General features: G+C 59.2%; 10 protein-coding genes. 5 read left to right on the top strand and 5 right to left on the bottom strand.

Translation table 11 applies throughout. The annotated features are described in order from the left end of the window. The coding region (gene argJ, locus D8U18_RS24770) for a bifunctional glutamate N-acetyltransferase/amino-acid acetyltransferase ArgJ (protein ID WP_131108775.1) at nucleotides 1–931 on the bottom strand (931 nt) is incomplete at its 3' end. 122 nt (nucleotides 932–1,053) lie between these two features. After that, complete coding sequence (gene secA, locus D8U18_RS24765) at nucleotides 1,054–3,789, bottom strand: preprotein translocase subunit SecA (RefSeq protein WP_131108773.1); 2,736 nt, start codon at nucleotides 3,787–3,789, stop codon at nucleotides 1,054–1,056. Nucleotides 3,790–4,096: 307 nt separating this feature from the next. Here secA and D8U18_RS24760 point away from each other — a divergent pair, with 307 nt between their 5' ends. Further along, a complete protein-coding gene (locus D8U18_RS24760) occupies nucleotides 4,097–4,552 on the top strand; it encodes a DciA family protein (protein WP_056852678.1) in 456 nt (151 codons plus the stop codon). Between the two features lie 105 nt (nucleotides 4,553–4,657). Here the strand turns inward: D8U18_RS24760 and D8U18_RS24750 are convergent, their stop codons facing one another. Continuing rightward, entirely contained in the window at nucleotides 4,658–6,145 is a 1,488-nt protein-coding gene (locus D8U18_RS24750; RefSeq protein ID WP_130906566.1) for a helicase HerA-like domain-containing protein, read from the bottom strand. 188 nt (nucleotides 6,146–6,333) lie between these two features. Here D8U18_RS24750 and D8U18_RS24745 point away from each other — a divergent pair, with 188 nt between their 5' ends. From D8U18_RS24745 to D8U18_RS24730, 4 genes are all read left to right on the top strand, one after another. Next, nucleotides 6,334–8,223, top strand: a complete 1,890-nt coding sequence (locus D8U18_RS24745; protein ID WP_130905903.1) for a methyl-accepting chemotaxis protein — start codon at nucleotides 6,334–6,336, stop codon at nucleotides 8,221–8,223. Between the two features lie 241 nt (nucleotides 8,224–8,464). Then, a complete protein-coding gene (locus tag D8U18_RS24740) occupies nucleotides 8,465–9,586 on the top strand; it encodes a glycosyltransferase family 1 protein (protein WP_056852680.1) in 1,122 nt (373 codons plus the stop codon). After that, nucleotides 9,579–10,355, top strand: coding sequence for a polysaccharide deacetylase family protein (locus tag D8U18_RS24735; protein WP_130931711.1), 777 nt, complete (start codon nucleotides 9,579–9,581; stop codon nucleotides 10,353–10,355). The genes D8U18_RS24740 and D8U18_RS24735 overlap by 8 nt, the downstream gene beginning before the upstream one ends. Then, nucleotides 10,352–11,347: a lysylphosphatidylglycerol synthase transmembrane domain-containing protein gene (locus tag D8U18_RS24730; protein WP_056852682.1), complete on the top strand. Its 996-nt coding sequence runs from the start codon at nucleotides 10,352–10,354 to the stop codon at nucleotides 11,345–11,347. The genes D8U18_RS24735 and D8U18_RS24730 overlap by 4 nt, the downstream gene beginning before the upstream one ends. Here D8U18_RS24730 and D8U18_RS28825 read toward each other — a convergent pair. Next, nucleotides 11,334–11,510, bottom strand: a complete 177-nt coding sequence (locus D8U18_RS28825) for a hypothetical protein (RefSeq protein WP_177336551.1) — start codon at nucleotides 11,508–11,510, stop codon at nucleotides 11,334–11,336. The genes D8U18_RS24730 and D8U18_RS28825 overlap by 14 nt on opposite strands. An 86-nt stretch (nucleotides 11,511–11,596) precedes the next feature. Next, a complete protein-coding gene (purU, locus tag D8U18_RS24725; RefSeq protein WP_056852683.1) occupies nucleotides 11,597–12,445 on the bottom strand; it encodes a formyltetrahydrofolate deformylase in 849 nt (282 codons plus the stop codon). Nucleotides 12,446–12,835: the final 390 nt, after the last annotated feature.

The raw sequence follows: 12,835 nt of genomic DNA, 5'->3' as shown, positions 1-12,835 counted from the left end.
CGGTCTTGATCAGCGGCGAGTGGGCCACGGTGTAACCGACGTCCAGGCACTCCTGATGATTACCGCCGCCGTTGACTTCAACGGTGACGAACTTGGTCGCACCTTCGCCGTCACGCACGATGGCCTGCGCCACGTCCATGCACACTTCGAACACCGCTTGCTTTAACTTGGCGAACAGCTCGCCTTCGGCACGGGTGATCTCCGGCAGCGCAGCCTGACCGGTGGCAATCAGCATGCAGCAATCGTTGGTGGAGGTGTCGCCGTCGATGGTAATGCGGTTGAACGACTTGTTGGCGCCGTCCAGCATCAGGTTTTGCAGCACGTCGCGGGAGACTTTGGCGTCGGTGGCGATGTAGCCGAGCATGGTCGCCATGTTTGGTCGAATCATGCCCGCACCTTTGCTGATGCCGGTCACGGTGATGGTCACGCCGTCGTGCTGGAACTGACGGCTGGCGCCTTTTGGCAACGTGTCGGTGGTCATGATGCCGGTGGCGGCAGCTTCCCAATTGTTGACCGACAGATCGTCGAGGGCCGCTTGCAGTGCGCCTTCGATTTTCTCGACCGGCAAGGGCTCGCCGATCACACCGGTGGAGTAAGGCAGCACCTGGCTGGCATCGACGCCGGTCAGCTCGGCCAGTTTCGCGCAAGTGCGCTCGGCGGCGGCCAGGCCTGGCTCGCCGGTACCGGCGTTGGCATTGCCGGTGTTGGTCAGCAGGTAACGCACCGGGCCTTGCACGCGTTGCTTGGCGAGGATCACCGGCGCTGCGCAAAAAGCGTTCAGGGTGAACACGCCTGCCACCGTCGAGCCTTCGGCACAGCGCATGACGACGACATCCTTGCGCCCCGGGCGCTTGATACCGGCCGAGGCGATACCGAGTTCAAAACCGGCAACCGGGTGCAACGTTGGCAAAGGACCAAGACCAACAGCCATGAATGCGCTCCTTTATAAATGATGTCAGCACCGTTTCAGGAAAAACGGTGGTTCGAAATGGTAAAACGCCGCGACGGCAGAAGCCGGTCGCGGCGCGGGTATTTCAGCGATTGAAACGGGTTTTACTGGATCTGCCCGTGGCAATGCTTGAACTTCTTGCCCGAACCGCAGTAGCACAGCTCGTTGCGGCCCAGCTTCTGCTCGTTGCGAACCGGTGCGGTGGCGAGAGCCACATCGACCTCTTCACCCAGTTGCTCCGGTTGCTCCAGACCTGGGGCTTCTTCATGCAGGAACTGCATGCGGGCGGCCAGTGCCTCGGCTTCCTGACGCAGGCGCTGCTCTTCTTCGATCGGATCTTCGCGGCGAACCTGAACGTGCGACAGCACGCGGATCGAGTCGCGCTTGATCGAATCCAGCAGCTCGGAGAACAGCGTGAACGACTCGCGCTTGTATTCCTGCTTCGGGTTCTTCTGGGCATAGCCACGCAGGTGGATACCATGACGCAGGTGGTCCATGGTCGACAGGTGGTCTTTCCACAGGTCGTCCAGCACGCGCAGAACGATTTGTTTCTCGAAGCTGCGCAGCGCTTCGGCGCCCGCCTGGTCTTCTTTCTCGTTGTAGGCGGCGATCAGTTCCTGCATGAGTTTTTCGCGCAGGGTTTCTTCGTACAGGTGATCGTCTTCGTCGAGCCACTGCTGGATCGGCAGTGCTACACCGAAATCGCTCTGCAACGTAGCTTCCAGCCCCGCCACGTCCCACTGCTCTGGCAGCGATTGCGGAGGAATGTGGGCGCTGACGGTGGCGTTGAGGACGTCCTGACGGAAGTCGGCAATGGTTTCACCGATGTTGTTGGCAGCCAGCAACGTGTTACGCATGTGATAGATCACTTTACGCTGTTCGTTGTTGACGTCGTCGAACTCAAGCAGTTGCTTGCGAATGTCGAAGTTACGACCTTCAACCTTGCGCTGAGCCTTTTCGATGGCGTTGGTCACCATGCGGTGCTCAATCGCTTCGCCAGGCTGCATGCCCAGGGCTTTCATGAAGTTCTTCACCCGGTCAGAGGCAAAGATGCGCATCAGGCTGTCTTCCAGCGACAGATAGAAACGGCTGGAACCGGCGTCGCCCTGACGACCGGCACGACCACGCAGCTGGTTGTCGATACGGCGCGATTCGTGACGTTCGGAGGCGATCACCTGCAAGCCACCCGACTCGAGCACTTGCTGGTGACGCTTCTGCCAGTCGGCCTTGATCTGGGCAATCTGCTCAGGCGTCGGGTTTTCCAGCGAGGCCACTTCCACTTCCCAGTTGCCGCCCAACAGGATGTCGGTACCACGACCGGCCATGTTGGTGGCGATGGTCAATGCGCCCGGACGACCGGCCTGGGCAATGATCTCGGCTTCTTTTTCGTGGAACTTGGCGTTGAGGACCTTGTGTTCGATGCCTTCCTTCACGAGCAGGCTGGACATGTGTTCGGACGTTTCGATGGTTGCTGTGCCGACCAGTACCGGACGACCGGCGGCCATGCTTTCCTTGATGTCGGCAACGATCGCGGCGTATTTCTCGTCGGCGGTCAGGAACACCAGGTCGTTGTAGTCTTTACGGGCCAGCGGCTTGTTCGGCGGGATGACCATGACCTGCAGGCCATAGATCTGGTGGAACTCGAACGCTTCGGTGTCGGCCGTACCGGTCATCCCGGACAGTTTGTTGTACAGACGGAAGTAGTTCTGGAACGTGGTCGACGCCAGTGTCTGGCTTTCGGCCTGGATGTTCAGGTTTTCCTTGGCTTCGATGGCCTGGTGCAGGCCTTCGGACAAACGACGGCCCGGCATGGTGCGGCCGGTGTGTTCGTCGACCAGAACCACCTGACCGTCCTGCACGATGTACTCGATGTTGCGGTGGAATAGTTTGTGCGCACGCAGACCGGCGTAAACGTGAGTCAGCAGGCTCAGGTTGTGCGCCGAGTACAGGCTCTCGCCTTCAGCCAGCAGGCCGATGCGGGTCAGCGTTTCTTCGACGAATTGGTGACCGGCTTCGTTGAGCTCGACCTGGCGGGTCTTCTCATCGACGGTGTAGTGGCCGGGCTTGGTGACTTCGCCTTCGACTTCTTCAACGTGCAATTCCAGCTGCGGGATCAGTTTGTTGATCTCGATGTACAGCTTGGAGCTGTCCTCGGCCTGACCGGAGATGATCAGCGGGGTACGGGCTTCGTCGATGAGGATGGAGTCGACTTCGTCGATCACGGCAAAGTTGAGTTCGCGCTGGAATTTTTCTTCCATGCTGAACGCCATGTTGTCGCGCAGGTAGTCGAAACCGAATTCGTTGTTGGTGCCGTAGGTGATGTCGGCGGCGTAGGCGGCACGCTTCTCTTCCGGCGGCTGGAACGGCGTCACGACGCCGACGGTCAGGCCGAGGAATTCATACAGCGGGCGCATCCAGTTGGCGTCACGGCGGGCCAGGTAGTCGTTCACGGTCACAACGTGCACGCCCTTGCCGGACAACGCGTTGAGGTAAACGCCCAGTGTTGCCACCAGGGTCTTGCCTTCACCGGTACGCATTTCGGCGATCTTGCCTTCATGCAAGGTCATGCCGCCGATCAGCTGGACGTCGAAGTGGCGCATACCCATGACACGCTTACCGGCTTCGCGGGCGACCGCAAAAGCTTCTGGCAGCAGCTTGTCGAGGGTTTCCCCTTTGGCGAGGCGGGCCTTGAACTCGTCGGTCTTGGCACGCAATTGATCGTCCGAAAGGGCTACCATTTGCTCTTCGAAGGCATTGACGAGCTGCACCGTCTTGAGCATGCGTTTGACTTCACGCTCGTTCTTGCTTCCAAAAAGTTTCTTTAACAAAGGCGCAAACATATCGGCAGGATCTTCCACACTAAAGGGATGGAGGGCGGCCCCGTGAGTCGCCCGTGCAGCCCTCATGGCCGCATGCGAACGAGCATTCTACCCGGAAACGGTGGTGAGGAAAGTGGCGATGTTCCACGATGCTGGCACTGCGCTTTGACGGGGCTCACTTAAAATAAGGGCGTTTTGCTCAACTTCAACCCATTCAGGGAAGAAGTTAGTCGTTGATTTAATGAGTAAAGCATCCACAAAAGCAATGGGCGAGTGCATTCGGCGCTTTCTGCTACCATGGCGGCTCTGTTACTTCAGGTGTCTGATCATGGCATTTCGCCCTCTTACGGCCAGAGCACCCGCCGTTCTCCTTCGCGAAGCCAAGCCGCTCAAAGCCATTCTCGGCCACGCTCAACGCCTGGGTCATCTGCAACGCCTGCTGGAAAGCCAACTGCAACCCGCCGCTCGCGAGCATTGCCACGTGGCGTCCTGGCGTGAAGGCAGCTTGCTGCTGATCGTCACTGATGGGCATTGGGCCACTCGCCTGCGCTACCAGCAAAAACGCCTGCAGCGGCAATTGCAGATGTTCGATGAATTCGCCAGCCTCACGCGAATTCTGTTCAAGGTTCAGCCACCTACCGTTCAACAAGGCGCGGCCGGTCATACCATGGATTTGTCCAATGATGCGGCGGCGACCATTCAGGCGACGGCCGACGGCATCAGTGATCCAAACCTTCGGGCCGCGCTGGAGCGGTTGGCGGCGCACGCCAGGCCCAAAACCTGATAATGAACCCATGTAGGAGCGAGCCTGCTCGCGATAGCGATGTAACATTCAACGCATAAGTTGACTGATACGCCGCCATCGCGAGCAGGCTCACTCCTACAGGTTTCAGCGGCGTTTGTTGCCGCCCAATAAAGAGCCCATCAAACCGCGCACCAATTGTCGGCCGATCTGATTCGCCGCCTGCTGCATCGCTGACTTCAGCGCCTTCCCCGCCGCCGTGCCGAGGAACTCCCCGGCCTGTTCGGTGAAGCTTGGCTCTTGCTTGGCGGATTTGTCCGGTGCAGCCTCGGGTTCAGGCGCCAGTCCTTTGCGGCCCATCAGCACTTCATAAGCCGACTCGCGATCAATCGGCTTGTCGTACCGGCCCTTGCACGGCGAACCGGCGATCAGCAGCGTACGCTCCGTCTCGCTCAGCGGCCCGATCCGCGACTGTGGCGGTGCCACCAAAACCCGTTGGACCATTTCCGGCGTGCCCTTTTCCTGCAGAGTGCCGACCAACGCCTCTCCAATCCCCAACTCAGTCAGCACCGACAGCGCATCGAATGCCGGGTTAGGCCGGAAACCGTCAGCCACCGCCCGCAGGGATTTCTGCTCCTTGGCGGTGAACGCACGCAAGCCGTGCTGGACGCGCAAACCCAGTTGCGCCAGCACATCGTCCGGCAGGTCGCCCGGCGATTGGGTGACGAAATACACCCCCACGCCTTTCGAACGAATCAGCCGCACCACTTGTTCCAGGCGATCCTGCAACGCCTTGGGGGTCCCGGCAAACAACAGATGCGCCTCGTCGAAAAACAACGCCAATAGCGGTTTGTCCGAATCACCGCGCTCCGGCAATTGCTCGAACAATTCGGCCAGCAACCACAACAGAAACGTCGCGTAGACCTTCGGCGCTTCATGCACCAGCCGACTGGCATCGAGCAAATGAATGCGACCACGACCGTCGACTGTCGGTTGCAGAATGTCTTCGAGTTGCAGCGCCGGCTCACCGAACAGCGCCTCCGCCCCCTGTTGTTCGAGCGTTGCCAGACGCCGCAGCAGGGCTTGGCTGGAACCGGTGGTCATCAGCGCCGCATCATCGCCGAGCAGCTGTGGATGATCCTTGAGGTGATTGAGCAATGCCTTCAGGTCTTTGAGGTCCAGCAGCAACAAGCCTTCGCGGTCGGCGACCTTGAACGCGGCATACAGCGCCGATTGCTGACTGTCCGTCAGCTCCAACAGGCTACCCAACAATAACGGGCCCATTTCGCTCAAGGTTGTGCGCAGTGGATGACCGGACTGCCCGTGAATGTCCCACAAGGTCACCGGATAAGCCTGAGGCTTGTGGTTCAGCCAGGGCATCCCGGCGATTCGCTCGGCAATCTTGCCCTGGGGATTACCGGCTGCACCCAGACCGCAGAGATCGCCCTTGATATCGGCGGCAAATACCGCGACTCCGGCATCACTGAAGGCTTCGGCCATACGTTGCAAGGTGACGGTCTTGCCCGTCCCGGTAGCCCCCGCAATCAAACCGTGACGGTTGGCCAGGCGCATGGCCTGGGCGATCGGCTGCCCGGAAAGATCGGCGCCGATAACGAGTTGCAATGAGTCATGCATTTGGTCACCCATGGTTAATCTTTGATCCTTCACGGCCGATAGAAATAGCAACAAAGCAGACAGACACAATCTGGTAGGACATTTCCCTTAAGGAGCGATGGAAATATCACTTGCTTTCAACCCTGCCCCTTTTGCGTTCCTTTATAAAAGCACGCGCTGGGCAATAAGACCTTAGCGGACCCCAAGCCATGAATAAAAATCTACGCTTCAGCCATAAAATCCTGCTTGCCGCCGCCCTCATCGTCATTGCCACTTTCGCCTCATTCACCCTGTACAACGACTATTTACAGCGTAATGCCATCCGCGAAGACCTGGACAACTATCTCAACGAGATGGGGGATGTCACCGCCAACAACATCCAGACATGGTTGACCGGCCGGATTCTGCTGATCGAAAACCTTTCGCAAAACATCGCCATCAACCCGGAACAAGCCAACGTAGCCGCCCTGCTTGAACAGAAAGCGCTGACCTCGACGTTCATGGCGTCCTACCTGGGCGATGCCACCGGGCATTTCACCATCCGACCCGACGCGAAGATGCCCGATGGCTTCGATCCACGGGTCCGCCCTTGGTACAAGGGGGCGGAAAACAGCAGCACGCCGACCCTGACCGAGCCCTATATCGATGCGGCGACCGGTCAAACCATCATTTCCATGGCCATGGCCTCGAAAAAATCCGGGCAAAGCATCGGCGTGATCGGCGGTGACCTGAGCCTGCAAACGCTGATCGATACCCTCAGCGCCCGCGACTTCGACGGCATGGGCTACGCCTTTCTGGTCAGCGCCGACGGCAAAATCCTGGTTCACCCGGACAAAGCGCTGGTGATGAAGTCCCTGAGCGAGGCGTATCCGAAAGACACGCCGCGAATCGGCAACGGTTTCAGTGAAGTCGATGTCGACGGCAAGACCCGCATCGTCAGCTTCACGCCGATCAAAGGCTTACCCTCGGTCAACTGGTACATCGGCTTGTCCATCGACAAGGAAAAAGCCTTCTCGATGCTCAGCGAATTCCGCGCTTCAGCGGTGGTGGCGACCGTCATCGCGGTGGCAATCATCATCGCCCTGCTGGGCATGCTGATCCGCATCCTGATTCAGCCGCTGCACGTCATGACCCGCGCCATGGCCGACATTGCCGACGGCGAAGGCGACCTGACCAAGCGCCTGACCATCGTCAACAACGATGAGTTCGGCACGCTCGGCACGGCATTCAACCGTTTCGTCGAGCGTATCCACGGTTCGATCCGCGAGGTGTCTTCCGCCACCGGCCAGGTCAACGAAGTCGCGTTGCGTGTGGTGGCGGCCTCGAACTCGTCGATGTTCAACTCCGACCAGCAGGCATCGCGCACCAGCAGTGTCGCCGCCGCGATCAACCAGCTCGGCGCCGCCGCCCAGGAGATCGCCCGCAATGCTGCGCAAGCATCGAATCAGGCCAGTGACGCCCGCAGCCTCGCCGAAGACGGCCAGCAGGTTGTGGACCGCAGCATTGCCGCGATGAATCAGTTGTCGAGCATGCTCAGCGCGTCGAGCACCAACATCGAGTCGCTGAACAGCAAAACCGTGAACATCGGGCAGATTCTCGAAGTGATCACCAGCATCTCCCAGCAAACCAACCTGCTGGCGCTCAACGCGGCCATCGAAGCGGCGCGGGCCGGTGAAGCCGGGCGCGGGTTTGCCGTGGTGGCCGATGAAGTGCGCAATCTGGCGCACCGCACCCAGGAATCGGCGCAACAAGTGCAAACCATGATCGAGGAGCTGCAAGTCGGTGCCCGCGAGTCCGTCAGCACCATGAGCGACAGCCAGCGTCACAGCCAGGACAGCGTCGAAATCGCCAATCTGGCGGGTGAGCGCTTGAGCAGCGTGACCCAGCGTATCGGCGAAATCGACGGCATGAACCAGTCGGTGGCGACCGCCACCGAGGAACAGACGGCAGTGGTTGAGTCGATCAACGTCGACATCACCGAAATCAATACGCTGAACCAGGAAGGTGTGGAAAACCTGCAGTCGACGTTGCGCGCGTGTTCGGATCTGGAACAGCAGGCGGCGCGGTTGAAGCAGTTGGTAGGCAGTTTCCGGATCTGACGTCTGAACACTAACCAATGTGGCGAGGGAGCTTGCTCCCGCTCGGCTGCGAAGCCGTCGTAAATCATCCGATGTGTTTGTTCTGACACACTTCGGACACCGATTTTGGGGCTGCTACGCAACCCAGCGGGAGCAAGCTCCCTCGCCACAACAATCGCCTTCCAGGCTCCACCCCTCCAAACCTCAACCGAACATCTATTCTTCATTAAGGTCCACCCAAGGAGAGCAACGGACCGGAGGAGTGTTCATCGTGCATATCGCTGACATCACCATGTTTTACGCCCCTGCCAGCGGTGGCGTGCGCACTTATCTGGATGCAAAACATCATCGACTGTGTACAAGGCCCGGCACTCGCCACAGTTTGCTGGTCCCTGGCGCAGTTTTCAGTGAACAGGACGGTATCTATACCGTTCCGGCTCCTGCCCTGCCTTTCGGCAAGGGTTATCGATTCCCGCTGCGCCTGGCCCCCTGGCGCAATGTCCTGCACGACCTGCAGCCCGAACTGATCGAGGTCGGCGATCCTTATCTCACTGCCTGGGCAGCCCTGGACGCACGCAGGCAACTGGATGTGCCAGTGATCGGTTTCTATCACTCGGACCTGCCATTGCTGGTCAGCAACCGCATGGGCAACTGGGTGACCACCAATGTCGAAGCCTACGTCAGCAAGCTTTACGGCAACTTCGACCGGGTTCTCGCGCCCAGTCAGGTGATGGCGGACAAGCTCACGGGTCTTGGGGTTCGAAACGTTTTTGTCCAACCCTTGGGCGTCGATTTGCAGACTTTCCATCCCGAAAAGCGCGATCCGGGCCTGCGGGCCGAATTGGGACTGGACGACAACACCCACCTGCTGATTTTTGCCGGTCGCGGTTCCAAGGAAAAGAACCTGCCGGTGCTGCTCCAGTGCATGAAACGCCTGGGCAGGCGTTACCACTTGCTGCTGGTCGGTTCGTCGATGCCGAGCACGGTGCCAGGCAATGTCACCGTCATTGATGAATTCTGTCCCGCCGCGCAGGTCGCGCGCCTGATGGCCAGTGCTGACGCGTTGCTGCATGCAGGCGATCAGGAAACCTTCGGCCTGGTCATTCTCGAAGCCATGGCCAGCGGCATTCCGGTGGTGGCGGTGGCGGCAGGGGCTTTTCAGGAAATTGTCACTGATCAATGCGGCCTGTTATGTGCACCGAACGATCCGCAGGCGATGGCCAACGCCGTGCGCGAACTGTTCGCCCAAAACAGTGCGGCCCTCGGCCGACAGGCGCGACTTCATGCCGAGCGACATTACGCCTGGGACACGGTGGTCAACAGTTTGCTGGGGCACTATCACGCCGTACTCGGCAGTCAATGGCCACGCGCGGCCAATGGTTGAGCCCATGAATACGCCCAGCCTGTTACTGGTCTTGCACGATGTGGCGCCACAAACCTGGGCCGACTACCAACCCTTTGTCGAAGCCGTGGACGCACTGGGCAACGTACCCATCACCTGGCTGGTGGTGCCGAACTACCACAGACACAACGATCTGCACGCCCATCCGGATTTTCGCCAGCGGCTTGCCGAACGACTCGAACGCGGCGATGAATTGGTGCTGCACGGCTATTTTCATTGCGATGACGGATCGCCGCTGAACTCTGCGCGAGACTGGTTCATGCGCCGGGTCTATACCCACGAAGGCGAGTTCTACAGCTTGTCCCGGGAGGCCGCCCTCGCCCGTTTGCATGAAGGCATTGCGATGTTTGATCGATACCATTGGCCGCTGCACGGTTTTGTCGCGCCGGCCTGGCTGATGAGTGAAGGCACGCGGCAAGCCTTGCGACAACTGCCTTTGAGTTATACCAGCGACCCTCAACACCTTTATCGACTACCGGATTTCACCACGGTCGACGCGCCCGGGTTGGTCTGGAGCGCACGCAGTGCCTGGCGTCGCGGTTTGTCCAAGCTCGTCAGCGATCAGCGCGAACAACGCTGGCGCCAGGCACCGGTGATTCGCCTGGGCCTGCACCCGGTCGACATGCGCCATGAATTCTCGCGCACCTACTGGCTGCAAACCCTCAAGCGCCTGCTGGCAGACGGACGATTGCCCATGACCAAGGCAAACTGGCTGGCCCTGCAAAGCCAGAACAGGGAGCGCGCCGCATGAGTCGCGGGATCCTGCTGGTGATCGGCCTGCTCGCTGCGGTGCTGATCCCGTGGCTTTTGGGTGGAAGCGAAACCTGGTCACGATTGAGTGCTTTTCCGCTGAGCGGATTATTGGTCATGTTCGGCATGATCCTGCTGTGCTGGGTGGTAAACACCCTGCGATTGCGCCTTTTATTGGGCGATCAGCGCCATAAGGTCAGCCCCGTCAAAAGCCTTGGCGTGGTCATGGCTGCCGAATTCGCTTATTGCGCCACGCCTGGCGGCAGCGGCGGCCCGCTGACTATCATGGCGCTGCTGGGACGCAACGGTGTGCGTCCGGCCAGAAGCAGTGCCGTGTTCGCCATGGATCAGTTGAGCGATTTGTTGTTTTTCCTCTGCGCACTCAGCGGGATTCTGATTTATGCGCTGTTTCAACACCTGAGCCAGCGCATGGAATGGCTGTTGATCGTCAGTGCCGTGTCGATGTTCGGCGGATTGATCAGTTGTGTGCTTGTGGCGCGGTATCACCGCTTGCTGATTCGCCTGAGCGGCCGGCTGCTGGCCCGCCTCAACGTGCAGCCCACCACCCGGATGCGCTGGGCGCGAAAGCTCCTGAGTTTTCTGGCGGCGTTTACTGACACACTGAAGCTGCCTTTTCAGACATTGATCACTGTGTTTGCCCTGACCTGCCTGCACTGGATTTTACGCTACAGCGTGCTGTATCTGGCGCTGCGCGGGCTCGGTGCAGACTTGCAATGGGCCTGGAGCTTTTTGATCCAGATGCTTTCGCTCAGTGCAGGTCAATTCAGCCTGTTGCCGGGCGGAGCCGGCGCGGCGGAACTGACGTCGGCGGCGCTGCTGGCGCCCATGGTGGGGAAATCCACCGCAGCGGCGGCGATTCTGATCTGGCGGGCAGTGACCTATTACTTCTATCTGCTGGTCGGTGGGCCGGTGTTCTTGCTGATGCTGGGGCGGCCGCTGCTCAAGAAGTTGATGAAACTCAAGCAGGCTTAGGCGGGTTGTCGGGCTCTTGCTGCAACTGCTCCCACAACTCGGCAGCGCCTGGAAACTCCGTTCCATCCTCCGGGCTCAGGTCGTCCGGGTCGTAACGGCTCAAACAACCTTCGCCTAGGGTGGCGGGCGCCTTGGAAGTGGCTTTGTCCAATGGATCGGCCATGGTCATGTCCTCATGCAGAAACGGCGAAGGGCCTGAAGCGATTGAACGCCCAGGCCCTTCGAATTTCAACCGGGTCGTGCGGTAAATCAGAACACGACGGTTTTATTGCCGTGCACCAACACCCGGTCTTCCAGGTGATAACGCAGACCGCGGGCCAGTACCATCTTCTCGACGTCACGGCCGAAACGCACCATGTCTTCAATGCTGTCGCTGTGGCTGACACGCACCACGTCCTGCTCGATGATCGGGCCGGCGTCCAGCTCTTCCGTCACGTAGTGGCAGGTCGCGCCGATCAGTTTCACGCCGCGCATCGAAGCCTGGTGATACGGCTTGGCACCGACGAACGACGGCAGGAAGCTGTGGTGAATGTTGATGACCTTGTGCGCATATTCACTGCACAACTCGGGCGGCAGGATTTGCATGTAACGGGCAAGGACCACCACTTCGGCATCGTGATGTTTCACCAGACGCGAAACCTCGGCGAAAGCCGGCTCCTTGTCCTGCGGGTTGACCGGCACGTGGTAGTAAGGAATGCCGTGCCATTCAACCATGCTGCGCAAGTCATCGTGGTTGGAAATCACACAAGCGATTTCGCAGTCCAGTTCATCGCTGTGCCAGCGATGGAGCAGGTCGGCGAGGCAGTGGGATTCGCGGCTGGCCATCAGTACCACGCGTTTCTTTTGCGCGGTATCGGTGATACGCCAGTCCATCGAGAATTCTTCGGCAATCGGCGCAAACGCTTCGCGCAAGGCTTCGATACCGAAAGGCAGCGAGTCGGCACGAATCTCGTGACGCATGAAGAACCAGCCACTGAGATTGTCCGAGTGGTGGCTCGCTTCAGTGATCCAGCCGTTATGTGACGCCAGAAAGTTACTGACTTTAGCAACGATGCCGACGCGGTCGGGGCAGGAAATCACCAGCCGAAAAGTGCGCATGGGGGGGAAACTCCAGAACTTCGCAAAGGCGGCCATTCTAGCGATTGCGCAGCAAAACTGCAGTATTGATGACGTGCCGTGCTGTCAGATGGCAACCGACGCTGGGCCTGCCCGTGCACCTCGTTGGTCAAACGACAGTGCAGTAAGCCTTCCACAAGCACTCCTTTGTAAATATCTGTAGCCGAGCTTCAAACTATTTAACTGCATCGAAAATGTGCAGCGAATTGCGGACAATTTAATTAAATAAACCTGCTTTAATGTTTACTTGATGAAACACCCTGACTATTATTGCGGCACTGTCCCCCTGCCATCCTGCGCCACACATAAGGTAGTAATCATGTCCTTGATCAACGAATATCGCGCCACCGAAGAAGCTATCAAAGAGCTGCA

Origin of the sequence: Pseudomonas sp. Sample_10, assembly GCF_004321495.1 — a bacterium.
GTDB lineage: Bacteria > Pseudomonadota > Gammaproteobacteria > Pseudomonadales > Pseudomonadaceae > Aquipseudomonas.
Note: the sequence above shows the minus strand (reverse complement) of the source record. Positions and strands in the feature narration are given on the sequence as shown.